The sequence below is a fragment of the Methylovulum psychrotolerans genome (assembly GCF_002923755.1).
GTDB lineage: Bacteria > Pseudomonadota > Gammaproteobacteria > Methylococcales > Methylomonadaceae > Methylovulum > Methylovulum psychrotolerans.
In genome coordinates this window covers 56,313-79,125 of sequence record NZ_PGFZ01000003.1, presented here as the reverse complement: position 1 = coordinate 79,125, position 22,813 = coordinate 56,313, and the positions used below count along the sequence as shown (strand labels likewise).

At 52.5% G+C, this 22,813-nt stretch carries 25 protein-coding genes; 13 read left to right on the top strand and 12 right to left on the bottom strand.

Features of this window, described 5'->3' with window-relative positions; all coding sequences use genetic code 11:
* Positions 1–5 precede the first annotated feature (5 nt).
* The 10 genes from rnpA to AADEFJLK_RS25045 all read left to right on the top strand — a co-directional run bounded on the left by rnpA (position 6) and on the right by AADEFJLK_RS25045 (position 5,345).
* Positions 6–371, top strand: a complete 366-nt coding sequence (gene rnpA / locus AADEFJLK_RS08370) for a ribonuclease P protein component (RefSeq protein WP_103974159.1) — start codon at positions 6–8, stop codon at positions 369–371.
* The gene (gene yidD, locus AADEFJLK_RS08365) at positions 353–586 is read left to right on the top strand and encodes a membrane protein insertion efficiency factor YidD (RefSeq protein WP_088618261.1); all 234 of its coding nucleotides are present in this window, start codon (positions 353–355) and stop codon (positions 584–586) included. Before rnpA ends, yidD begins: the two co-directional genes overlap by 19 nt.
* Positions 579–2,270 carry a membrane protein insertase YidC gene (yidC, locus tag AADEFJLK_RS08360; RefSeq protein WP_103973940.1) on the top strand — a complete coding sequence of 564 codons (1,692 nt, stop codon included), beginning with the start codon at positions 579–581 and terminating at the stop codon, positions 2,268–2,270. The genes yidD and yidC overlap by 8 nt, the downstream gene beginning before the upstream one ends.
* Before the next feature lie 8 nt (positions 2,271–2,278).
* On the top strand, positions 2,279–3,622 hold the full coding sequence (gene mnmE / locus AADEFJLK_RS08355) for a tRNA uridine-5-carboxymethylaminomethyl(34) synthesis GTPase MnmE (RefSeq protein WP_103973939.1): 1,344 nt from the start codon (positions 2,279–2,281) through the stop codon (positions 3,620–3,622).
* A gap of 121 nt (positions 3,623–3,743) precedes the next feature.
* Positions 3,744–3,896, top strand: coding sequence for a hypothetical protein (locus AADEFJLK_RS24435; protein ID WP_170065063.1), 153 nt, complete (start codon positions 3,744–3,746; stop codon positions 3,894–3,896).
* Positions 3,897–4,046: 150 nt separating this feature from the next.
* Entirely contained in the window at positions 4,047–4,313 is a 267-nt protein-coding gene (locus AADEFJLK_RS26050; protein ID WP_428839024.1) for a helix-turn-helix transcriptional regulator, read from the top strand.
* A 68-nt stretch (positions 4,314–4,381) separates the two neighbouring features.
* Positions 4,382–4,678 carry a hypothetical protein gene (locus AADEFJLK_RS08335; protein ID WP_103973937.1) on the top strand — a complete coding sequence of 99 codons (297 nt, stop codon included), beginning with the start codon at positions 4,382–4,384 and terminating at the stop codon, positions 4,676–4,678.
* Positions 4,668–4,937, top strand: a complete 270-nt coding sequence (locus tag AADEFJLK_RS08330; RefSeq protein ID WP_103973936.1) for a PIN domain-containing protein — start codon at positions 4,668–4,670, stop codon at positions 4,935–4,937. Before AADEFJLK_RS08335 ends, AADEFJLK_RS08330 begins: the two co-directional genes overlap by 11 nt.
* A gap of 1 nt (position 4,938) precedes the next feature.
* Entirely contained in the window at positions 4,939–5,112 is a 174-nt protein-coding gene (locus AADEFJLK_RS23895) for a PIN domain-containing protein (protein WP_146054541.1), read from the top strand.
* 41 nt (positions 5,113–5,153) lie between these two features.
* A complete protein-coding gene (locus tag AADEFJLK_RS25045) occupies positions 5,154–5,345 on the top strand; it encodes a helix-turn-helix transcriptional regulator (protein WP_249028007.1) in 192 nt (63 codons plus the stop codon).
* Between the two features lie 40 nt (positions 5,346–5,385).
* Here AADEFJLK_RS25045 and queA read toward each other — a convergent pair whose 3' ends face one another.
* From queA to AADEFJLK_RS08285, 7 genes are all read right to left on the bottom strand, one after another.
* The gene (gene queA / locus AADEFJLK_RS08320; RefSeq protein ID WP_103973935.1) at positions 5,386–6,402 is read right to left on the bottom strand and encodes a tRNA preQ1(34) S-adenosylmethionine ribosyltransferase-isomerase QueA; all 1,017 of its coding nucleotides are present in this window, start codon (positions 6,400–6,402) and stop codon (positions 5,386–5,388) included.
* A gap of 82 nt (positions 6,403–6,484) precedes the next feature.
* Entirely contained in the window at positions 6,485–7,468 is a 984-nt protein-coding gene (locus tag AADEFJLK_RS08315) for a hydrolase (RefSeq protein ID WP_103973934.1), read from the bottom strand.
* Positions 7,469–7,633: 165 nt separating this feature from the next.
* A complete protein-coding gene (locus AADEFJLK_RS08310) occupies positions 7,634–8,029 on the bottom strand; it encodes a transposase (RefSeq protein WP_170065062.1) in 396 nt (131 codons plus the stop codon).
* Positions 8,030–8,056: 27 nt separating this feature from the next.
* Positions 8,057–8,428 carry a hypothetical protein gene (locus AADEFJLK_RS08305; RefSeq protein ID WP_103973932.1) on the bottom strand — a complete coding sequence of 124 codons (372 nt, stop codon included), beginning with the start codon at positions 8,426–8,428 and terminating at the stop codon, positions 8,057–8,059.
* A gap of 616 nt (positions 8,429–9,044) precedes the next feature.
* A complete protein-coding gene (locus AADEFJLK_RS08295) occupies positions 9,045–10,637 on the bottom strand; it encodes an aldehyde dehydrogenase family protein (RefSeq protein ID WP_103973930.1) in 1,593 nt (530 codons plus the stop codon).
* Positions 10,634–12,139 carry a phytoene desaturase family protein gene (locus AADEFJLK_RS08290; RefSeq protein WP_088620110.1) on the bottom strand — a complete coding sequence of 502 codons (1,506 nt, stop codon included), beginning with the start codon at positions 12,137–12,139 and terminating at the stop codon, positions 10,634–10,636. The genes AADEFJLK_RS08295 and AADEFJLK_RS08290 overlap by 4 nt, the downstream gene beginning before the upstream one ends.
* Positions 12,140–12,209: 70 nt before the next feature.
* The gene (locus tag AADEFJLK_RS08285) at positions 12,210–12,719 is read right to left on the bottom strand and encodes a methyltransferase family protein (RefSeq protein ID WP_146054540.1); all 510 of its coding nucleotides are present in this window, start codon (positions 12,717–12,719) and stop codon (positions 12,210–12,212) included.
* A gap of 545 nt (positions 12,720–13,264) precedes the next feature.
* Here AADEFJLK_RS08285 and AADEFJLK_RS08275 point away from each other — a divergent pair.
* Positions 13,265–13,978 carry an ABC transporter ATP-binding protein gene (locus tag AADEFJLK_RS08275; protein WP_088620112.1) on the top strand — a complete coding sequence of 238 codons (714 nt, stop codon included), beginning with the start codon at positions 13,265–13,267 and terminating at the stop codon, positions 13,976–13,978.
* Positions 13,969–16,419, top strand: coding sequence for an FtsX-like permease family protein (locus AADEFJLK_RS08270; RefSeq protein ID WP_103973927.1), 2,451 nt, complete (start codon positions 13,969–13,971; stop codon positions 16,417–16,419). The genes AADEFJLK_RS08275 and AADEFJLK_RS08270 overlap by 10 nt, the downstream gene beginning before the upstream one ends.
* Before the next feature lie 147 nt (positions 16,420–16,566).
* Here AADEFJLK_RS08270 and AADEFJLK_RS08265 read toward each other — a convergent pair whose 3' ends face one another.
* From AADEFJLK_RS08265 to AADEFJLK_RS08245, 5 genes are all read right to left on the bottom strand, one after another.
* Positions 16,567–16,857, bottom strand: a complete 291-nt coding sequence (locus AADEFJLK_RS08265; RefSeq protein WP_103973926.1) for a type II toxin-antitoxin system RelE/ParE family toxin — start codon at positions 16,855–16,857, stop codon at positions 16,567–16,569.
* Positions 16,857–17,120, bottom strand: coding sequence for a type II toxin-antitoxin system ParD family antitoxin (locus AADEFJLK_RS08260; RefSeq protein WP_103973925.1), 264 nt, complete (start codon positions 17,118–17,120; stop codon positions 16,857–16,859). The genes AADEFJLK_RS08265 and AADEFJLK_RS08260 overlap by 1 nt, the downstream gene beginning before the upstream one ends.
* 193 nt (positions 17,121–17,313) lie before the next feature.
* Positions 17,314–17,604 carry a type II toxin-antitoxin system RelE/ParE family toxin gene (locus AADEFJLK_RS08255; RefSeq protein ID WP_088620118.1) on the bottom strand — a complete coding sequence of 97 codons (291 nt, stop codon included), beginning with the start codon at positions 17,602–17,604 and terminating at the stop codon, positions 17,314–17,316.
* Between the two features lie 2 nt (positions 17,605–17,606).
* The gene (locus AADEFJLK_RS08250) at positions 17,607–18,065 is read right to left on the bottom strand and encodes a hypothetical protein (protein WP_088620119.1); all 459 of its coding nucleotides are present in this window, start codon (positions 18,063–18,065) and stop codon (positions 17,607–17,609) included.
* A gap of 227 nt (positions 18,066–18,292) precedes the next feature.
* Positions 18,293–19,996: a glycoside hydrolase family 17 protein gene (locus AADEFJLK_RS08245; RefSeq protein ID WP_249028006.1), complete on the bottom strand. Its 1,704-nt coding sequence runs from the start codon at positions 19,994–19,996 to the stop codon at positions 18,293–18,295.
* Between the two features lie 558 nt (positions 19,997–20,554).
* On the opposite strand from AADEFJLK_RS08245, the gene AADEFJLK_RS08240 reads away from it, so the two are divergent.
* On the top strand, positions 20,555–22,795 hold the full coding sequence (locus AADEFJLK_RS08240; protein ID WP_249028005.1) for a glycoside hydrolase family 3 N-terminal domain-containing protein: 2,241 nt from the start codon (positions 20,555–20,557) through the stop codon (positions 22,793–22,795).
* Positions 22,796–22,813: the final 18 nt, after the last annotated feature.

Sequence of the window (22,813 nt, the reverse complement as noted above, 5' to 3'; positions counted from 1 at the left end):
TGCGGTTGTTTAGTAACGATTTTGGTTTCCCCCCACAGTCCCGGTTAAAAAAACCCGCTGAGTACAAAAAAGTTTTTGCGAAACCGGTAAAGTCCAGCGACCAATATTTTACCCTATTAGCGATAAAAAATGATTTAGATCATCCGCGGCTGGGATTGGCGATAGCTAAAAAAAATATCAAAAAAGCCGTTCACAGAAATATCATTAAGCGGACTGTTCGGGAAAATTTTCGGTTACAACAACAGTTAGGAAACCTTGACATTGTTGTTTTAGCCCGCAGGGAAGCCGTCGATGCCCCGCTGGAACTATTAAGAAAGTCATTGGAAAAACACTGGCTTAAGTTGGTAACCCGATGCGCTTCATACTCATAGCATTGATAAAGTTCTACCGATACTTTGTTAGCCCCTTGCTTGGGCCCAACTGCCGTTTTTATCCAAGCTGCTCCCAATATTCCTTAGAGGCGCTGTCCCGCTATGGCGCTGTCATTGGCTGCTATCTCACCCTGAAAAGATTATTGAAATGCCACCCTTTCCATGAAGGGGGCATTGATCCCGTTCCAGATAAATTGAGAAATAAGAATGGATAATTTAAGATTTGTACTAGTCGTCACATTTGCGATGCTAGTCGTATTGATGATGCAGGCCTGGCAGATAGATTACGGCCCCAAGCCGGCTACTGTCGCCGCCGTCACCACCCCCAACTTGGAAGCCAGCCACGAAGACTTGCCCGCAACTGGTGCGCCTGCTGTCGCCAGCACCGCCAGCCCAGTTCCCGGCCTCAGCACATCCGGCAAAATAATAACAGTCAAAACGGATGTCATCGACCTGGAAATTGATTTACAAGGCGGCACCATCCGCAGCATGGACTTGCTGCAATACCCCACCGAACAAGACAACAGCGTCGTCAATAAAGCCCGTGCTTTGATCGGCCTGCCCGTTTCCGAAAAAAACCACGCCCCTGTGCGCCTGTTCAACAACGAACCGGAAAAACAGTTTATAGCCCAAAGCGGCTTAATCGCCGATAACGGTGCTATCGCTAACCATTACAGCATTTTTACCACCAGCCAAGACAGCTACCACTTAGACGCGGGCCAAGACACCCTGACCGTACCGATGATCTGGACGGACAACAGCGGCCTGAGCGTCACTAAATCGTTCACCTTCAAACGCGGCAGCTACGACATTGCCCTTAACCAACATATCGACAACGCCAGCGGCAAACCTTGGGTGATCCGCCAATATAGCCAACTGTTGCGTGTGCCTGACCATAGCAACAAAGGCAATTTTATGATGGGCGGTATGCGGGCTTATGACGGTGGAGTGATTTACACCGAAAAAGACAAGTATAAAAAAATCAGCTATGACGATATGCAAGAAGGTAACTTGGATGTCGGCACCCAAGGCGGTTGGACAGCCTTTATCAAACATTACTTCGCCTCCGCGTGGATTCCGCCCGCTGACCAAGAAAACCATTTTTACACCAAAAGCTTGGCTAGCGAACATTACGTTATCGGCTCTTACTCGCCGCTGGTTACCGTCGACAACAACACTGCCGCCGACTTTACCTCACAACTGTACGCCGGGCCCAAAGTCCAGCCTGTTATGGAAAAAGTCGCCAAAGGCCTGGAACTGACCGTTGACTACAGCGTCCTGACCTTTATCGGCAAACCCATCTACTGGTTGCTGAACCAAATCCACGACCTGACGGGTAACTGGGGTGTGGCGATTATGGGCGTGACCTTGTGTATCAAGCTGCTGTTCTTCCCGCTGTCGCAAGCCAGCTTTAAGTCCATGGCGAAAATGCGCAAAATCCAGCCGCGTCTGAAAGAACTGCAAGAGCGCTTTAAAGACGACCGCCAACGCTTCAACACCGAAATGATGGCTCTGTACAAAAAAGAAAAAGCCAACCCCTTAGGCGGCTGTTTCCCGGTACTGATCCAAATTCCCGTCTTTATGTGCTTGTATTGGGTACTGAGCGAAACTGTCGAGTTCCGCCAAGCCCCGTTCATGTTATGGATACAGGATTTATCGGTCGAAGATCCGTTCTACATCTTGCCGATTATCATGGGCATCACCATGAAAATCCAACAAGGCCTGAACCCCGCGCCGATAGACCCTATCCAGGCACGGGTCATGAAAATGTTCCCGCTGGTGTTCACTGTGTTCTTCCTGTTCTTCCCCGCAGGTTTGGTGCTGTACTGGGTCGTTAACAACACCCTGTCCATCCTCCAACAATGGTATATCACCAAAACCATTGCCAATGAACCCTAACCGCCCGCGTGGTTATTGATCCTGATACCATCGCCGCGATTGCGACACCGCCGGGTAACGGCGGTGTCGGCATCATCCGCATCTCAGGGGCAACTGCCCCTGCCATCGCCCAACACCTGTTCGGCAAACCCCTCGCGCCACGCCACGCCACCTACGGCAACTTTAAAGAAGCCGACGGCACTGTTATCGACTCCGGCATAGGCCTGTACTTTCCTGCCCCTGCCTCCTACACGGGCGAAAACATTCTCGAACTGCAAGGCCACGGCGGTGCAGTGGTCTTGGATATGCTGTTGCGGCGCGTCCTCGCCTTAGGTTGCCGTCTGGCCCGGCCCGGCGAATTTACCGAACGCGCTTTCCTAAACAACAAACTGGATTTGGCGCAAGCCGAAGCTGTTGCCGACTTGATCGCCAGCAGTACCGAACAATCGGTGCGCTCGGCGCAAAACTCCATGCAGGGCGTATTTTCCGAGCAAATCAACCAACTGGTTGAAGAGCTGACCGAACTGCGCATCTACGTCGAAGCCGCCATTGACTTTGTCGATGAAGAAATCGATTTCCTCACCGACGGCGTGGTCGAAAAGCGCGTCGTCAGCTTATTAGGGCGGCTGGCGCAAATCCAAAAAACCGCCCAACAAGGCCGCCTGTTGCGCGAAGGCATGACCATCGTCCTGGCAGGTAAGCCCAATGCCGGAAAATCCAGCCTACTGAACGCCTTGGCCGGACATGAGGCCGCCATCGTCACTGCTATAGCCGGTACCACCCGCGATGTCTTGAGGGAGCGCATCCAGCTTGACGGAATGCCTCTGCATATCATCGACACCGCAGGCCTGCGCGATAGCGACAACCCCGTCGAGCAAGAAGGCATCCGCCGGGCGCGGGAAGAAATGCGCAAAGCCGACAAAATCCTCTTGCTGATCGATGCCCGCGACCCCGACGACGAAGCCCTGCTGGAAACCCTGCCGGATAACGTCGAAATCACCCGTATCTACAACAAAATAGATTTGCTTAACATCCCCCCTACCCTAGAGCAAAACGCGGCGGATACCCGCATCTACCTCTCTGTCAAAACCGGTGCCGGCATGGACATGCTGGCCCGCCACCTCAAACAAAGCGTAGGCTTTAACGAAGCCACCGACAACGTCTTCATCGCCCGCCGCCGCCACCTAGAGGCCCTGGCCCGCGCCTACGAAGCCGTCGAAACCGCCTTAAGCCAATTACAAATCAACCAAGCCGGCGAACTCGTCGCCGAAGACTTACGCACCGCCCAACACAGCTTGGCGGAGATTACCGGACAATTTACTTCCGATGATTTATTGGGGAGGATTTTTTCTAGTTTTTGTATTGGGAAGTGAAATGGCTGGGCTTTTTACTTATCTTTATTAAATTACGATTAAATAATTTGTCGAACAGCTAGGCGTTACCCGTGTTTTGATGTATATTTTTAATATAATCAATAGCATGAGAGAGTTTTATATGCCAGCAATTAAAGAAAAAGTTGCTAATATTGTTCGTGCCCAACCTGACGATAGCAGTTTTGATGAGATTTTGCAGGAATTGGCTTTTTCGCGCAGGGTGGAACGTGGATTGGAGGATTCCCGCCAAGGCCGGACGGTTTCTAATGAATAAATGGCGCGGCGAATCCGTATATGGCAGAAATAAATTGGACGGCGGAAGCCGAGCAATGGTTACAGGATATTTACAATTATATTGCTCAAGATAAGCTGGATGATGCAACCACAGACTAACAGCCTAACTCCCTAACATCCCGGTGAAGTTTTGCGCGAAGACGTTTTGCCCGCACTTGGCCTAACCATCACCGAAGCCGCCAAGCAGCTTGGCGTAACCCGCACCGCCTTATCCCGTGTCCTTAATGGCAAGCCAGACAGACGGGTGTGCCATCCACCGTGCAACGGGCGAGTATTCCGCATTGTCCGACCTAGAAAAAACTGTATTTTGCCCTATTTTCAACGGGCATTTTTTGTCATGTGCAGAGTGTTCCATTATGAAAAACTACCCCGAACTAGCGCAACGGGTTTTTTATAAAAATAGTTGATAATTTAATAGGTGTCATATAATGGTGTTATCAGCTATTAACTTTTAATGACACCATTATGGCTACCCTAACAGCACCGGAACAAGGCAAGGTCAGGACGACTTTGTACCTTACCCAAGAAAATAGGGAACGGCTTGACCGTATCCCAAGAGGCCAAAAAACGGCCTTAATGAACAAGGCCATCGCTAATGCCCTTGAAGAAATTGAACGCGAAGAGAACGCACAGAAATTTTTAAAAATGCTTGCCACCATCCAGCCTGTAAAAACAGAGTATTCATCTGAACAAATGGTCAGGATGCTCAGGGAAGGGAAAGAGCAGGAATTACTTGATAACAAAATGAAACGTGCAAAATAAGGTCGTTTTAGACTCCTGTGTTTTCAATAAGCTCTTTTTAGAGGAAGACGACAAAGAACAGGCTGTCCAGCTTATAACGGAAATCAGTAAGAGAAATTATCAAGTCATTGTTCCTAGCTTGTTTCTTTACGAAGTGCTGACCATTGCCAGCGTGAGCAATTTCCCGACTCAACAGGCTTATGAATTGATTGGGCTATACCAAAAAGCCAATTTAAAGCTGGTTGACTTGGATCTGCCGTGTATTTTGAAGGCACATTGAAATGTGCGAAACAGGCCATCCAAAATCGGGTTTCCCGTCCTTTTACGATGCCAGCTACCATGCCTTGGCTATCGCCAATGACTGCACCTTCATTACCGCTGACAACAGGCATGTATCAAAAACGGCTCAGTTCGGACATGTTGTCTTGTTGAAGGATTGGCAATCTGTTTTTTAGTTGTCCGGTCTGGTATTAATACAAGTTTATGGATTTTTAGGGTGTTAAATGCTAAGGGTGCACTATCGCCAGAAATGGCCCTAGGGCTTGAAAGTTGGTTAGGCATAGAAAACGGTGGCAGGGCAGATTTATGGATCAGCCAGCAAGCCGCTTATGACCTTTGGCAAGCTAGGCAAGCGGGTATGCCGTCCACTGTGCGGCGGGCAAGTGTTCCGAAGTTAACAGCCGAATGACAGATGAATTATGATTGCAACAGTAAACGTTTAGGCCGAGCTAGCGGCTTAAAAACATCGCATCGCCATAACTGAAAAAACGGTACCCTTCGGCTACCGCATGGCGGTAAGCCGCCATGATCGGCTGGTAGCCCGCAAACGCGCTGACCAGCATCAGCAAAGTCGATTCGGGTAAATGGAAATTGGTCAATAAGGCATCGACCACCTTGAAGGTATAACCGGGCGTGATGAACAACTGGGTGTCGCCGAATGAGGCGGTTAAGCTTCCCGAACGTGCCGCCGATTCCAAAGCCCGCACCGCCGTTGTGCCGACCGCCACCACCCGCCCGCCCCGGGCGTGGGTTTGCGCTACCGCTGTGACGGTCTCTTCAGTGACGCTGAAATACTCCTTGTGCATAATATGCGCCGCCAAGTCTTCTACCCTGACAGGCTGAAAAGTGCCGCTGCCGACATGCAAGGTCACAAACGCACTCCGCACCCCTTTAGCTTTCAGCTTATCCAGCAAGGCTTCGTCGAAATGCAGTCCGGCTGTCGGTGCCGCCACCGCTCCGGCGGTTTTGGCAAATACCGTTTGGTAGCGGCTATAATCCCCGCTGTCGTCGGCACGGGTGATATACGGCGGCAAGGGGATATGGCCTATTTGCGCCAACACGGCCAAGATAGGCTGGGGAAAGGCTAGGTGGAACAGGTCATTATCGCGCCCCGTGACGGTGCAGGCTAAGCCTTCAGGCAGTTCGACCAGCGTCCCTGGCTTAGGGGCTTTGCTGGCACGGACATGGGCAATGGCATGGTGTTCGTCGAGCAGCCGTTCGATCAGGATCTCAACCTTGCCGCCACTGGCCTTATGTCCCCATAGCCGTGCGGGAATCACCCGCGTGTCGTTAAACACCAGCAAATCATCGGCATGGATCAAGTCGATAAAATCATTAAATTGCCTATCGCACAGTTCCCCCGTGTCACGCCCCATGCACAATAAACGGCTGGCAGTACGTTCGGCTAAGGGATGCTGGGCAATCAGCGCGTCGGGTAAATCGTAGTAAAAGTCACTTTTTTTCATAGCTCGCCATATTACCCAGTTTGGGGCAATTCGGCAAAAAAATCCTGCGTTTGGGTTGCCAGCCCATAAACAGGCTCAGTCCTTAAAAATACCCCGACAAAAATGCCGGAATCCGTTGTTCCAACCAATACACAGGCTTTAGGCCTTGGTGGCCGACGAAGCCGACATGGCCACCGCCGTGGGTGATTTCCAAACGCACGGCAGGGGATAATTCGGCGGCGGTGGGCAGTACGGCGGGGGTCATAAACGGGTCATCGTCGGCTTGGATGATGAGGGTGGGGACGGTGATATGTTGGAGGTATTGCCGGGAACTGGAGCGGCGGTAGTAGTCGTGGACATCTGTAAAACCGTGCAAGCCTGCGACGACAATATCATCATATTGCCAGAACGAGCGGATGGCGGAACAATCGCCTAGTCGGCGGATTTTTTCGGCTTCGTCAGCAAAGCCATTTTGTTCCAGATGGCGTTGTTTGACGTGCATATAGGTTTTCAATTCGGCCAATAAATTGGCCCGGTAAAGCTGCGAGAAACCCTTATCGAGCTTGCTGGCACACAGGTTTAACAGCAAGGGTACAGAGACAGCGACTGCTGCCGTTAGCGTTAATTTATCGCCTTGTTCGCCCAGCCATTTTAATAACACATTGCCGCCCAAGGAAAAACCGATGGCGGCACAGGGGGTATCGGGGTGGCGTTGGCGTAAGGTTTGGTAAACAAAGTGGATGTCTTCGGTTTCGCCGGAGTGGTAGCTGCGGGCTTTGTTATTGGGCTGGCCGCTACAACCACGAAAATTCATCACCGTGCTGCACCAGCCCCGCTGTAAGAAGGCGATTTGCAAGCCTTTAATATAACCCGATTGCGAGTTGCCGGTCAGGCCGTGCAGCATCAGCACCCGTGGCCCGGTATGCCCGCAATGGTCTACGTCCAAAAAGTCGCCGTCGGGCGTGGTCAGGCGTTCGCGCTCTACTTGTGGCACGACGGGTTGGCGGCGTAATAAGGCCGGATAAAGGGTTTGCAGGTGGCCGTTACGCAACCATCCGGCGGGTTTAAAAGTGGATTTAATCAGCATAGGCTAGGGTTTGGGCAAAAACTAAGGAACGGGCAGGAAATTAAGTAAGCGTTCATTGCGCTTCAGCGTGTCCGCCCCCAGCCTTCTCCTTGGTATACTCTGAATGGTCAGGTTTTCAGTTTTTGGAGCGCGGTCATCCTGACCGCGCTCCCTCCCATATATACTTCAAACGGTCAAGTTTTCGGTTTTTTCAGAAAACAGTTGAAAATTCATGGTCATTAAAGTTTGCATTTTGTCCTTGAAACTAGTATAAAGCCCGGCAATACAAGAGTCGATGTTATCCTTAAACACTTGGAATTTGTCATAGTGGGTGCTATACAGCACTTCTTTTTTGACAAAGCGCCATAGCCTTTCGATCAGGTTCAGGTTGGGCGAGTAAGGCGGCAGGTAAAGGAGTTCGATGCCCAGTTCTGCGGCCTTGTCGGCAACCGAGCGGCATTTTTGGTAACGGGCATTGTCCAGCACCACTGTGATAGGCCGTCCTGTATCGGCGTAAGCTGCCGCGATCTTGTCAAGGAATTCACAAAATACCCCTTGGTTGATGTAGGTTCCGTTGGTCACGGTGATGGCCTCGTGGCGGATGGGGTCTTAAGCGCCCAAGACGTTGTGGCGTTGCCGCCCGCTGGCGGAGGGCAGCAACACCCTGGCGAAACACCATACCATGCCGAGGAACGCCCCCATCACAAAGTGTGCCGCATCCACAAACAACACGGTGCGCCGTCCTTGTTTGGCCTCTTCCAGGCGGGGCTGCAACTGGGTGTCGTGGAAGGTTTGCTGTGCTTGCCGCTGCGTGGCTTCGTCCAAGACCTTGCCGGGTATCAGTCCGCACCGCCGGAATTTTAGGCCGAGCTTTTTCAGGAATGCTTGGCAAGCGGAGCGCTTCACGCGGATGCCCGTCTGTTCGAAGATGATTTCTATCGCTTGGTTGACCGTGTGCGGGGCTTTTTTTAAACAACGCATTCAGTTCCGCCGCATGGGGTCCCAATTGGCTTTCCGGCTGGCGGTAGCGGTCTTTAAGCAAGCCTTCCAGGTCGCCTTCGGAGTAACTTTTGACATAATGGGTCACGGTGCCGGGGGCGATCCGGGTGATGTCCGCAATCGCCTCGCGCGGGTAAGCTTTCGCCCTGAGGTAGACGGTCAGGCATTTTTTTCGGGCGGACGGGTTGCTGTTTGACGACAGCCCGTCATATAGTTTGTCCAGTTGTTGTGCGGTCAATTCTAGGGTGATCATGGGCATCCAGTGCGGTAGTTTCCGGCCTTTTTACAATATTTTTGCAAAATGGGAAACCGAAAAGTTGACCGTTTGGAGTATATCTCCGGTCTATACAGTAAGGTGGAGGTTGGGAGCGGGTTGTAGTTACAACAGATTTTATTTCAATATTTAAGGTTAAAACCACCGGCTTTAGCCGGTTAGCTTTAGCATTAAGGTTCAAAAAAACAACTCGACAGCGCGGGACACAATGTGGGTGGACTTTAGTCCTCTGTGTCCCGCGCTAACCCACCTACTTTCAGTAGGTGGTTGTTAAGTTTATGCACGTTCCTTAATTTGACGGCAGCGCGGCACAGCATACCCCGTTTAGCGCGGATAGCACCGGATAAAAATCCAGCCATTACGCCAATGCTGGGCCAGGTTCAACGACGCATAGCCCCTAAAAGCCTGTAAGGCCGACCAATTCCTAAACAGCCGTTGCTTTAGGCTACCCGCACCGAACAGCATATCGACAAAACCGCGCATGTCCAGATAGCCCTTATCGGAATAAGGAAACCAATTCGGCTCTTTCGGTAAACGGCTATGGCTGGTAAGGCCAGCGACGGTGTAGGTAAACTGGCGTAGGCCTTCGCTACCGTGGTAGCGGCCAAAGCCGCTGTTTTTTACCCCGCCGAACGGCAAACCCGCATGGCCGATATTCTTAATGACATCATTCACCGCCCAATTGCCGACCTGCAATTGCCGGGCAATCCGTTCGGCTTTGTTTATATCGCGGCTCCAGACGCTGGCATTTAAGCCATAATCGCTGGCGTTCGCCAAGCGCACGGCTTCTTGCCCGTCGCTAAAGGCCATAATCGGCAACAACGGCCCGAAGGTTTCGGCCTGCATCAGCAGCATGGTGTGGTTGACATCCCAAAGGACAACCGGATGCAGGTAACGGCCTTGCAAGCGTAAGGGGCCGGACGCTTGCGCACCTTTGGCAATGGCATCATTATAATGGGCTTCGATAATGGCGACTTGGGCTAGGCTGGTTACAGCACCCAAATCACCGACCGGGCCGTGACCGACGTTAAGCTGTGCCGTGGCCGCCACCAGCCGGGCGACAAAATCGGCATAACAGGCGGCTTCCACATAACAGCGCTCAACTGCCACACAGACTTGCCCGCTATTGCTGAACGCGCCGTACAGGGCGGCATTAGCTGCCCGCTCCAGATCGGCATCGGCGAACACCAGCATGGCATCTTTACCGCCCAATTCCAAAAGCACCGGGATGGGGTGTTGTGCCGCCCGCGCCATAACGGCACGGCCTGCGGCGACACTGCCGGTAAAAAACACCAAATCAGGCCGCGCATCTACTAAGGCCATCCCCTCAGGTGCCGCGCCAATCACTTGTTGCACCAAGCCGTCGGGCAAATCCAGTTGCCCCAGCAAGCGCATCAGCAAGGCACCGACGGGCAAGCTTAATTCGGACATTTTAAACACACAGGCATTGCCGCTGACCAAGGCGGTCACTAATGGGGCTAAGGTCAATTGTAAGGGAAAATTCCACGGCGAAATCACCGCCACTACGCCATAAGGGCGGCGCTCATAAACCGCTTGGGCTTGCGGAAAGGCCAACGGCGCGGTGTGGACAGGGCAAGGGGCAAGGCTGGCGGCGGCATGGCGCTGATAATAACGCAACAATTCCAACACCGGGTAGACTTCCCCCAGCAAGGCCTCGGTTTTGACTTTCCCGGTCGCCGCCATCAGCACGGCGATAATATCATCCAACTCCGCCATCATCACCGCAATCAGCCGCGCCACGCGTTGGCTACGCTGTTTAGCGTCAATTTGCGCCCACACCAACGCCGCTTGGCGGGCGGCATTCATGGCGGCAGCAATGTCGGCGGGGCTGCTGATCGGGTAATTTTGCTGGGCTTGCCCGTCTAAGACCGAGTAAGCCGTGATAACACCGCTCATAACCCAGACCCGAACTTCACCCGATGCTTACGGCAAATCAGTTTGGCGGAAATATGCGCCGATTCGTAAATCGTCGGCAAGCCGCTGCCAGGATGCGTGCCGCCGCCGACCAGATAACATTGCCCCAATTCTTGAAATTGGTTGTGTGGCCGCCAATAGAGCAACTGGCTAAACTTATGCGCCAAGCTAAAGGTCGCGCCTTTATAAACATTCTCATCGCTGGCCCAGGTTTGCGGGGTGATGATTTTTTCACATTCGATATGGTCGCGGATGCCGACTAAGCCTAAACGTTCTTCCAACACCGTTAAAATCTGCCCGCGTTTTTCTGCACATAAGCTAGGCCAGTCTAAGCCGCTGTCGTTATTAGGCATAGGCACTAAGATATACAGGGCGGATTTGCCTGCCGGGGCCAGACTGTCGTCACTGGCGCAGGCGTTCTGCACATAAAACGAAAAATCGCTGCTGAGGGTTTTGTTATGGAAAATATTATCGATATTGGTGGTGTAATCGTCAGCAAAGGCAATGGTATGGTGAGGCAGGTCGTAATAAGTGTCCAGACCTAAATACAGCATAAACGTCGAGCAGGAATAATCGAGGGCTTGGATTTTTTCTGGGCTGTACTGGCGCAGTGTCCCGTGCGGTACGAGTTGGGTCATGGCGTAGGCAAAATCGGCGTTCACAATCACTTCATCGGCGAATAACTCGCTGCCGTCTTCCAAACGCACCCCTTGCACCACCTTGTCTTTAATAATTAAGGACTGCACAGCGGTATTGGTGCGGATGACCCCGCCTTGCTCGGTGATGACTTGCGCCATAGCGGCGGCGATTTTATTTAAGCCGCCTTTGACATGGTAAATGCCGTACTCATGCTCCAGATAAGACAGCATGGTAAATAAGGCCGGACAATCCCAAGGCGACATGCCCAGATATTTGGATTGGAAAGAGAACACCAGGCGCATTTTCTCTTCTTGGAAATACTTGCCCAGATTAGTAAACACGCTGTGGTTGAGCGCCAAGCTAGGTACGGCGCGGAGCAAATCCCAAGAGAAAAAGGCTTTCAGGCTGCTATAGTCGCGTTTGATGCAGGGATAGAGTTTTTTAAAACGCTGGCCTTCGCGTTGCAGGTATTGGTCATAGCCATCACTGCCTTCGGCAAAGCTTTGCGCCAGTTCTTCGCGCATTTTGGCACGGTCGGAGTAGACATTGACGGCGCGGTCGGCAAACAACAGGCGGTACATCGGATCAAGCTTGATAAAATCCAGATAAGCATCGCTACGCCGTCCGCATAAGGCGAACATATCATCTAAGACATGTTTCATCAGCAAAAAAGTCGGACCGGTGTCAAAGACAAACTCCCCCAACCGGATCGGACGGTTACGCCCGCCGACTTCGGCATTTTTATCCAAAAGGGTGACGTTAAAGCCATGATGGCTTAACAGCATTCCGGCGCACAAGCCGCCTGGGCCGGCACCGATGATGACGATATGTTTTTTTTCTGGCATAGGGGCAAGGTAAGGGCTATTAATAAACGGGTATTGGCTGATGAAGGGGTAAGCGGCGGCGGATCAGGGGTTAATAAAGCCAAGGAAGCCATTTTTTCGTCCGTTGGCGGTAGGCACTATAAGCGGGGCCAAAATGGCCGTTTAACAAGTTTTCTTCATAAGCCATGCGCCGCTCTAGCGCCCACGCCAATGGACAGGCGAGGGCGAGTAACGCCAAACCGTCACCCATTGCTATGCCCGCCGCAATAAACGCACCCAATAGCCCGGTATAGGCCGGATGGCGGATGTAACGGTAAGGGCCTTGCTCAATCAAGCAGTGCTGGGGTTGGATGACGGCTTGGGTACTGAACCATTGCCCTAAGCGGATAATGGCATAATACCGTAAGCCCAAGGCCATGAGCATTAGCCCTAAAGCCAAGGCTTGGCGCGGCAAGTAAGCCAGCGGTAAGGGTAGCCAATGCAGGTGCTTAAAGGTCAAGGCTAGCGCTAATGCGCCTAGTATAACCCACCATATCCCTCTAGCGGAACGGAAACGGGCTGGATTGACCGACAAATCGGGAATGCGGGTTTTTAGGGCCATAACGGTTTCCGCCGCAGCCCAAGCGCTGCCTAGCAGCAGCCAAAAAGTTTGTATTAAGGTCACTGATGTTACGCAGACATATTCTACGATTTGAAAAACAAATATTGAGTCGCTATCGCGACGGTTTTTTTAATCGGGTTCTCGCACCCGAAGGCGAGATACTTTCTTTTGCTCCGCCTCGGCAATTGCTCCTGCATTGCTCTACCTCCTGCATCCTTGCAGTCGAAAAGAAAGTATCCAAAGAAAAGGCGGCCCGATTGCCGCTTCTTCCTGCGCTTCTCGGTTTTGTCGGGGGTCGGTAAAATGGGCTTCCTGCCTTTATGCCCTTGGGTACATTTACCGACGCGCGGCATCCATGCCGCGCCCCTTTATGCCCTATGGGTATTCGGGCTAATCCCGACAAAACCTGCGATGCTCGGCGCGGCAAACGGGGGTAAAGCATGTTACTGCGTAACGTCAGTTAAGGTCATTCGGGTAATGAGTCAGCATCATAGCCAAGGCATGTTAGAATGTACCTGTTTTTTTTGAGAACACCAGTTTAATTTATGCCCGACCTTATCCAGCTTAGCCATGTCCATAAAGCTTACGCGCTTGGGCAGTTCAAACGGCCTGTGTTAAATGACATTTCCTTAACGGTGGCGGCGGGGGAGTTTGTCGCTATCGTCGGCCCTTCGGGTAATGGCAAATCGACCTTGCTGAATATCCTGACGGGCATAGACCGCCCCTGCTCAGGCCAAGTCACTGTTAACGGCAGCGCCTTGGAAGGCTTGAGCGAAGAGCGCTTGTCCGTATGGCGCGGTCTGAATGTCGGCATTGTCTTCCAGTTTTTCCAATTATTGCCGTCCTTGACCTTATTGCAAAACGTGTTATTGCCGATGGATTTTGTCGGCCTGTTACCCAAGCGTGAGCGGCTGGCACGGGCGCGGTATTTATTGGCCTTAGTCGGCTTAGAAGCCCATGCCCAGCATTTGCCGGGGCAAGTGTCCGGCGGGCAACAGCAACGGGCGGCCTTAGCCCGCGCCTTGGCGAATGATCCGGCGTTGATTATTGCCGACGAACCGACCGGCAATCTTGACAGCCACACCGCCGAAGCGGTGTTCCGTTTATTTGCCGATTTGCGCCATGAGGGCAAAACCTTGGTGATGGTGACGCATAATGATGAGCTGGCGCAGGCGGCGACGCGGCGTATCTGCTTACAGGACGGACGTATCCAAACCGACGGCCAGCAAACCCCGGCGATGGGGCCGCCATGTTCTTAAGCACTTATCTTTGGCAAAAAGTTGCCGCCGATTTATTGATACATAAATCCCGCACTGCTTTAGCCATCACCAGCATTGCCATAGGCGCATTTATTATCGGCACGTTGCTGGGCATGATGGATTTGCAGCTTAGCCAGATGGACAGCGCCCACCGCCAATCGCAGCCGTCGCATATCAGCCTGATATTGCGCCAAGATGCCGACAACGCCCTTGCCGACACCCTCAAGCACGTCGAAGGGGTGGCCGATATTGATGTGCTGACCCCGTTTACCGTCCAATATAAACTGCCAAATGCCGAGCAATGGCAAACCGGCACCGCTTTATTCCGCCCCGACTACGCTGCGCAACGTTATGACCGCATGACCTTAGTGTCGGGGGCTTTCCCCAGCGGCCAAGACATTGCCGCCGAACGCCTAAGCGCCCAAGCGGCGGGGCTGCATAGCGGCGATAAGATAAGCTTAGCTACCGCAACAGGGTCGCAAGATTTCGCGCTGCATGGCATTATCCGCCACCCTTTCGTTAAACCGCCCGCCTTTGGCGGGCAATTGTATTTTTTCCTCGACCCCGAATTGGGGCCACTGTTTGGTATTCCGGCGCATACTTTCCGGCAAGTGCTGGTGCAAATCCAAGCCCCTTATAGCATAGAAAAAGCCCGCACGGTCGCCGCGCAACTCCGCACCACCTTGGCGGCGCACGGTATCGCCGTCAACGCCACCTTATTACAAGACCCCGAACAGCATTGGGGGCGGGGCATTTTTTCCGGCATCCATTTGGTGTTGACCGTTATGGCATGGGCCTCGTTGCTGTTAAGTTCGGTGCTGATTTTAAACACCGTGGCGGCATTGATTACCCAACAAACCGAGCAAATCGGCATTATGAAGGCGATAGGGGCGCGGCGCTGGACCATCGCCAAAATCTATCTGGCGCAAGTGCTGATCTTGGCCTTATGCGCCCTAGCCATTGCCTTGCCGCTCAGTTGGGCAGGGGCTTTTTATAGCAGCCGCTGGCTGTTAGGTTTGTTTAATATCAGCCTGGACGGGTTCGCCTATTCGCCCCGCGCCTTAGGCCTCACCTTAGCGGGTGGCTTGCTCGCCCCGCTGGCGGCGGCGTTATGGCCGGTATGGCGCGGTGCGGCCTTGCCTGTGCGGCAAGCCCTTGCCAGTTACGGCTTAGGAGCGGATTTTGTCGGCACAGGCGGGCTGGCGCGGCGTTTGGAAGCGTGGGCAACCCGTTGGTTGCCGACCCTGTACGCCGTTGCCTTGGCTAATCTGCTACGCCGTAAAGCCCGGTTACTGTGGACACAAAGCGTCTTAACCATTGCCGGGGTGCTGTTTATCGTCATCATGAGCTTAGCCGCATCGGTTAACCTGACCTTAGATAAGGAGTTGGCGCGTAGCCGCTACACCTTGCGCCTAGGCTTTAGCCAAGACCAAGAAGCCGCCACGGTCACGGATATTGTCCATCGCCTAAGCCCCGCTAGCCCCGTCGAATTCTGGAACCGCCTGCCCGCCGAATTTTCCCGCAATGGCGTATTGCTGCGCCAATCCGGCAGCTTGGGGGTGCAAATGCTCGCCCTGCCCACCGACACCACCTTATACCAGCCGCTGATTACCGCAGGGCGGTGGTTTAACGCCAGTGACGAACAGCAAAACCATCTGGTGCTAAACGCCGCCACCGCCGAACTGAACGGCATTCAGGTCGGTGATTGGGTGCAAGGTACGCTACTGCCGCCCGCCATTAACGGCAAAGTCGCCCCCGCCCAAGATTGGCAAGTGATAGGCCTGTACCGCTGGTTTGCCGGGGCGGGCTATACGGTCGAACCCGTATATGCCCCGTTAAGCACCATACAGGCGCAAACCCACACCAGCCAGCGGCATTCTTTCGCCTTATGGGCGACCGACATCAAGGACTTAGCGGCAGAAACCGCCTACGCCGACACCGTAAAAGCCGCCTTCCGGCAAGCGCAGATTAAGCTGGATGTTTACACCACCTTCGCCAAGCTGGAACAACGCCAATTTGCGCAAAACCAATTCCGCCCGATGACCGCCATGTTATTGGGCTTGGCGGTACTGATCGCCGCTGTGGGGGCGATTGGCTTGTCCGGCACCTTGGCGATTGGTGTCTTGCAGCGTACGCGTGAGATTGGCGTACTCCGCGCCATCGGGGCCAAGTCTTCGGCTATTTTTAAATTATTTATGCTCGAAGGGCTATGTCATGGCGTATTAGCATGGCTGCTCAGCATCCCGCTCGCCTACCTGCTCGCCGAACCCTTAGCCAAACAACTCGGCATCACCATGCTGGGCATCCATTTGGATTTTGTCTTCGCGTGGCCAGCGGTGGCGTTGTGGCTGGGGGCGGTGTTGCTGCTGGCGGTAGTGGCCGCTTACTTACCCGCCCGCACCGCCACCCGTATTGTAGTGCGGGAAAGTTTGAATTATTGACCGTTTGAAGTCTATGTGTTTTTTTAAGTCCAATTTTGGGTGGGAATAGTTTTTATTCCTACCAAAATTGCTGGTTAGCGTCCGTTATGCCTTTTTAAAACAGGGCGGTTAAAAACGTCGTTCTGTGCTAAAATTCAATAAAAATGCTTAGTGAAATAGGGTGTCTACATCACGGGAGCCGTGCATAACCCTGACAATATCTGCCCCGTCTTCCAGCGGAAAATAGAAAATCAGATAATTGCCAACGGGAAAACTTCGCAAACCGTCAACGAGTTCTGCACAGCTTTCGCCTAAGCTTGGAAAGTCGGCAATCAGTTCGCATTTTTCTTGGATCAAATCAAGAAACCTATCGGCATTTTTAGGGCTGTCTTGGGCGATATAAAACCAGATATTATCAAGGTCTATTTCGGCTTGGGGGCTTTTCAACAAACGGGGCATTAAGATGCCCCGCTTTCTCTTTCTGCGAGCCGTTGCCGTCCCCGTGCCTTGATAGCTTCAATGTCAAGGGGGGTGGAATCTCCGCTATCTATCCCCCTTTGTATCTCTTTTCGTAGCTCCCCCATGCGTAACTCACGCATCTGGTCCCGTTCCTCCAAAAGTCGCAAAGCGTCACGAATAACCTCGCTTGCCGAATGATAATGGCCGCTTTCAAGCTTATTTTTAACAAGCTCTTCAAAATGAGGGGTCAGGGAAATGTTCATAAATGTAAACTCCAATTCAGACGTATAACAATAAATAGCATTTACTGTTATAGCCTGCTCTTCAATAAAAGTCTATAAAAATGAGAACCGTTTTTGTGTTGGCTGTTCGGGTCGGAAGTGTTACGGGGACGGGCATTGGGAACCGCCAACACAAAAAACGGTTGGCCGTCGGCAGACTTAAAATGGGTTATGGTTATTTTGGAAAGCGTTTATTCCATTTTCGTGAACCATGCAGGACACGTAGAATTTCCACCCTATCTTTTTTAATCCTATAGGCGACAATGTAAGGTGTTGCCGTAATGATAAGCTCCCTTGTTCCTTTTACTCGCCCTGTCCGCCCTATTTCTGGGTATTGACTAAGCAAACCGACTTGATTACGGATTGCGTCATAAACGCTGTATGCTGCGGTAATACTGTCCTGTGCGATATATTCCAATACATCGCCTATTTCTATTTCCGCCCGTTCTTTCCAGTGAATAAGCAAAATCAGCTATCCTTATTCGCTTGGGCGGCTATCTTATCCAATCTGGCTTTAAGGTTGCCCATAACCACATCATGGGGAATAAACACCGCGTTTGGTGCATCCGCTTCAATAATGGCTTGTTCCACCTGCTCACAAAACCAAGCATCATGTTCAGCGGCTTCATGTACCCGTTTAAGGGATTCGGCACGGTCGGGGCGTTTGCGGTCTGTTTCGGCAGTGTAGGCGCTGGCATCAACATCAAAATGGCTAATGCCTAATTTTTGCAAATAGAGCATGACAGTTTCCAATTTGCGGAACAGGCGTAATTTTCCGCTACGCTGTGCGGCAAGAAAGGTGTCTGCCATACCATATTTTACCGACAACGCCCAGCCGCCCGCTTGACCGATAACATGGGCGGCATGGATTGCCCCAATTTCAACTAAACGGGATAGGGTGCTGTGGTCTATTGTTTTGCTGGTCATAAGAAGAGCCCGGATATTGTTTGCTGATTTATAATTTTTACCGCATTTAATAATAAAATGCAATAGGAATCTTTTGGATAATGTTTTTCTTTGTGCCACAAATCAAGATATTTGACATAAGTTAGCAGCCCCAATAAATCAATGGCTTATTTGTGTCATAAATTAAGGACAAAAGAGGCCATGAAGAGCTGGGTAAAATCATATTAAGGCTAGTCCCCCCAAAAAACTTAAGCACGCGGTAACGCCAAAGCCGTTTGCCACCGCCAAGGCAAAAAAGGCACAATCAAGCTAAGCACACACAGCAGCCAAAGTTGCAATTGCTGATTATACAGCGTGTAGCCTAAAGCAACGGGTAGGGCTTGCCAAAACTGGGGGTGGGCTTGGATGAAGTCGCCGCCGCTCATAAAATTGGCGGTTTCGCCGAAGATTAAGGCCGGAATGCCTAAGGCCAATAACATGGCGATGTTGCCGTCATAAGGGTGACGGGCGACCATGCCCAGCAGGGGCGCAAATGCCAGCTTATGCCCGCTAAGGCCGGGGCGGTTTAGCTGTTGGCAGAGCCAGAGCGCGGCTATCCCTAACGCAGGGATGGTGAATTGCTCGACCGGAAAGCTGATATAGCGGCCATTAAACGCCAAGATATAAGACTGATATAGCGCCAAGCCCATAAAGGCCAGATAACCTAGCCGTAACCCGCCTGCCAAGACGGGGGCTGGGGGCTGTTTGGCCAGTATATCGTAACAACGTCTGCCCACCCCCGCCGCTAAGGCGGCATTCGCCAGCACCACCGACACCGCATAGCTGTGCTGCCAAGTATTGTAGCTGGTACGCCAGAGAAATTCCGCCAAGTGGCTCAAGCACAAGCTCATAAGCAACAGCAGGGCTAACAAGGCCGCTAAGCGCGGTAGCGGTAAAACGGCCAGTTTGTGCAGGTTGAAAGCCACCACTACGGCGCACAATAAGACGGCCGCGGCAAAACTGAACGGCCAATGCGGGTGTTCGCTGACCGGGCCCGTTAACGGGAAGACGGCTTGGCGCGAGGTTGAGAACAAGCCCCAGTTAGCCCCCACCACCCCTTCATGATGGCTTTTCCAGGCTTGGTTAAAGGCTTCGACGATGTTGTAATCTAACTGGCGGTGCTCAGCGAGCCGGATCAGGCCACGGATGAAGGTGGCTTCGTTAATGACGCTGGGCACGGCCAAGCCGCGTTGGCGGCCTACCGCAGGCCAACCCGACTCGCCGATCAGGATAGGCTTGTTTTCACCCATACGGCGCATTTGCGCTTGGACTTGTAGGATGATTTTATCAATATGCGCCAAAGCGTTTTCTATCGCTACTGGCTCGTCTTCCCAGTAAGGCAGGATGTGTAGGGTGATAAAATCCACTTCTTTAATTAATTGCGGGTATTTCAGATAAATGGACCACACGTCGGCATACGATACCGGCTGCTTGATGGCTTGTTTGACTTCCCGGATATAAGCGACCAACCGCTCCACCGTCATATCATTACGCAACAGGACTTCGTTGCCGACAATGACCCGCTTCACGACATCGGCATTGGCATTAACCGATTGGATCAAGGCGGTAATCTCTTTGCGGTTGCCGTCGGGGCCGTCGCCTAACCAGCCGCCTTGGATCATTTCTACGCCGTATTGGCGGGCAAAGCCGGGCGTAGGTTCTAAGCCGCCCAGAATCGAGTAGGTACGGATGGTGTGGGTTTTGTCGGCCAATAAGCGCACATCGCCTTCAATATGCTCGGGCAAAGGGAAGGTATTGTCTATCGGGCTATAACCGTCATGATAGGGGGCAAAAGACAGGCTTTTCAGCTTACCCGCCGGCACATCGGCACCGACTTCTTGGGGCTGGTTGGTAAACCAAGCCGCCCCGCCGTAGACAAGGGTGATGAACAGCAAACATAGCCAGATTTTCATTGATTCCATAAAGATAGCGGGACGGATTAACGGTAAGATGCAGATGGGGGAATTATACAGGCGGGCGGTTTGAACGCTTTAGCACGGCAAATATCGTGTATACTTTTGCCCCTGTTTAGCAATAAGTCAGTGTGCATAATTTTGGGCCCTATTTGGGCTTTAGCCGTGGTAGGTCGGGCAAGCGGTTCTGCCCGACGTTTTAGCGCCGCCACCGAATTAAGTAGGTGTGCATATATCTTTTAACATTCGCGAATTAAACCCCACCCCAGCCCTCCCCTTCACAGAGGAGGGAGTATCTTCCCCGTCGAACAGGCGAAAATGGGGGGGAAAAGCCCCTCCCCCTGGCAAGGGGGAGGCTGGGAGGGGGTTACAGAGATACCAATGTTAAATGTTAAATGTTAAAAGATATATGCACTCCCACTTACCCTATTCGCCTTAATTAGACCTTACACAGGCAAAAGGTGCAATAAACCCGACAGTTTATGTCGGGCAGAACCGCTTGCCCGACCTACCTGAATGCCCATACCCTGTATTACCCTGTAATTGAAGGAAAATAAGTTGAACATCAAGAGTGTCTTGTTAGCCATTGCCGCCTTTGCCCTGTCATCGTGCGCTTTGAAGACCAAAACCCCCGCCGAAGATGCGGTCAGCATTAAAGTCAGCCAATTGTTGGCGCAAATGACCGTGGCGGAAAAAGTCGGGCAAATGACCCAAGTCGATTTTGCTTTGGTCGCCGCGCCGAAAGATAAGCTGGCCGACTACCCGGTTGATACGGCAAAGTTAGAAACCGCCATCCTTAAGTACCATGTCGGCTCTATTTTAAACACGCCTTACGACCAAGCCCAGCCCTTGGCGACTTGGCGGCAAATCAGCCTGGCAGTACAGCAAACCACCGCCCAAAGCCGCCTAAAAATTCCGGTCATTTATGGCATTGATGCCATTCATGGCGCGACATACCTAAAAGGGGCGACCCTGTTTCCGCAAGCCATTAATATGGCGGCGACTTTTAACCCTGAACTAAGCTTTCAGGAAGGCGAAATCACCGCCCGCGAACTGCGCACGGCGGGTTTGCTATGGAATTTTTCCCCGGTAATGGATATTGGCCGCCAACCCTTATGGCCGCGCCTGTGGGAGACCTACGGCGAAGATGTGCAGTTAGCCAGTATCTTAGGCAGCGCCTATATAAAAGGCCATCAGGGTAATGATTTTGCCGCCCCCGATAAGGCGGCGACGTGCCTTAAGCATTTTGTCGGTTATAGCTTCCCTATCACTGGCCGCGACCGCACCCCCGCGTGGTTGGGCGAGCGGATGCTGCGCGAGTATTTCCTGCCGACGTTTGCCGCTGGGATTAAAGCCGGGTCGCCGACCGTGATGGTCAATTCCGGCGAAGTGGACGGTATTCCCGGCCACGCCAACTACCGTTACCTAACCACGATTTTACGCGAAGAAATGGGCTTTAAAGGCTTTGTGGTGTCCGACTGGGAAGACATCAAACGCCTGTATACCCGCGACAAAGTGGCGGCATCACCGCGTGAGGCGGTGAAAATGGCGGTCATGGCGGGCGTGGACATGAGCATGGTGCCTTATGACTTTTCATTCAGCGAGTTGCTGCTGGATTTGGTCAATAGCCACGAAGTGCCGATGTCACGCATTGATGAGGCCGTGTCCAGAATTCTCACCGTCAAATACCAAACTGGCCTGTTCGGCCCGGCGCAGACATTTCTGCCCGCCGCCGCTAATTTTGCCACTCCCGCCGCTGCCGCCAGCAACCGCCAAGCTGCCCGCGAGTCGATTGTCTTGGCGAAAAATGCCCAAAGCGTGTTGCCGCTGAAAAAATCTGCCAATATCCTCGTCACCGGCCCTACGGCGAATCTGCGCAATGTCCTCAACGGCGGCTGGACCATCACTTGGCAAGGCAGTGACGAAAGCGTTTATCCACAAGATCAGCCTACGGTTTTGGAAGCCTTAAAAACCAAGGCCACAGGTAAAATAGGCTATGTGGAAGGCAGTTCGTTCGATACCGTTAAGGACATCGACAAAGTCCTGGCCGAACTAAAAAACTATGATTATGTGTTGCTGTGCTTAGGTGAAAAACCCTATACCGAAACCTTAGGCAATATCGATTCGCTGGCCTTAGAACCGGCTCAAATGCAGCTCGCCACAGCCGTGCTGGCAGCGGGTAAGCCCGTCGTGCTGCTGATGCTCGGTGGCCGCCCGCGCCTGATCACCCCGATTGCCGAACAGGCCGCTGGCGTAGTATTGGGCTTTTTACCGGGCATGGAAGGCGCGGCGGCTATCGCCGATATTTTATATGGCGATTACAACCCCGATGGCCGCTTGCCGATTTCTTACCCCAAACACGCCAATAGCTTCAACCATTACGACCATAAGCCAGCGGAGGCGTTTGAAAACAATACCTACGACCCGCTCTATCCCTTTGGCCACGGCTTAAGTTATAGCACGTTTGTCACGCGTGGCCTAACGCTGGAAAAAAACCGCTTGGCGATGGGCGAAAACCTAAAGCTCAGTGTTCAAGTGGCAAACACCGGCCCTGTCAAGGGCAAAGAAACCGTTTTAGTCTACCTGCGCGATGTCGCCGCGTCGGTCAGCCGCCCGAATAAGCAATTGAAAGCCTTTAAAAAAGTGGAACTGACCCCTGGGCAAAGCGAAACCCTACACTTTACCTTAACGCCGGACGATTTGTCGTTTATCGGCGTAGACTTACAACGGCTTATCGAACCGGGTGATTTTACCGTGATGGTGGGCAACGAAACGGCGGCTTTTTCGGTCGCCCCCTAACCTCAGCAGGATAAGCTT

Coding starts and splice junctions, on each gene's coding strand:
- yidD (WP_088618261.1), top strand. CDS start 353: ATGCGCTTCATACTCATAGCATTGATAAAGTTCTACCGATACTTTGTT.
- yidC (WP_103973940.1), top strand. CDS start 579: ATGGATAATTTAAGATTTGTACTAGTCGTCACATTTGCGATGCTAGTC.
- AADEFJLK_RS24435 (WP_170065063.1), top strand. CDS start 3,744: ATGCCAGCAATTAAAGAAAAAGTTGCTAATATTGTTCGTGCCCAACCT.
- AADEFJLK_RS08335 (WP_103973937.1), top strand. CDS start 4,382: ATGGCTACCCTAACAGCACCGGAACAAGGCAAGGTCAGGACGACTTTG.
- AADEFJLK_RS23895 (WP_146054541.1), top strand. CDS start 4,939: ATGTGCGAAACAGGCCATCCAAAATCGGGTTTCCCGTCCTTTTACGAT.
- queA (WP_103973935.1), bottom strand. CDS start 6,402: ATGAAAAAAAGTGACTTTTACTACGATTTACCCGACGCGCTGATTGCC.
- AADEFJLK_RS08315 (WP_103973934.1), bottom strand. CDS start 7,468: ATGCTGATTAAATCCACTTTTAAACCCGCCGGATGGTTGCGTAACGGC.
- AADEFJLK_RS08305 (WP_103973932.1), bottom strand. CDS start 8,428: ATGCGTTGTTTAAAAAAAGCCCCGCACACGGTCAACCAAGCGATAGAA.
- AADEFJLK_RS08295 (WP_103973930.1), bottom strand. CDS start 10,637: ATGAGCGGTGTTATCACGGCTTACTCGGTCTTAGACGGGCAAGCCCAG.
- AADEFJLK_RS08290 (WP_088620110.1), bottom strand. CDS start 12,139: ATGCCAGAAAAAAAACATATCGTCATCATCGGTGCCGGCCCAGGCGGC.
- AADEFJLK_RS08285 (WP_146054540.1), bottom strand. CDS start 12,719: ATGGCCCTAAAAACCCGCATTCCCGATTTGTCGGTCAATCCAGCCCGT.
- AADEFJLK_RS08275 (WP_088620112.1), top strand. CDS start 13,265: ATGCCCGACCTTATCCAGCTTAGCCATGTCCATAAAGCTTACGCGCTT.
- AADEFJLK_RS08270 (WP_103973927.1), top strand. CDS start 13,969: ATGTTCTTAAGCACTTATCTTTGGCAAAAAGTTGCCGCCGATTTATTG.
- AADEFJLK_RS08265 (WP_103973926.1), bottom strand. CDS start 16,857: ATGCCCCGTTTGTTGAAAAGCCCCCAAGCCGAAATAGACCTTGATAAT.
- AADEFJLK_RS08260 (WP_103973925.1), bottom strand. CDS start 17,120: ATGAACATTTCCCTGACCCCTCATTTTGAAGAGCTTGTTAAAAATAAG.
- AADEFJLK_RS08250 (WP_088620119.1), bottom strand. CDS start 18,065: ATGACCAGCAAAACAATAGACCACAGCACCCTATCCCGTTTAGTTGAA.
- AADEFJLK_RS08245 (WP_249028006.1), bottom strand. CDS start 19,996: ATGAAAATCTGGCTATGTTTGCTGTTCATCACCCTTGTCTACGGCGGG.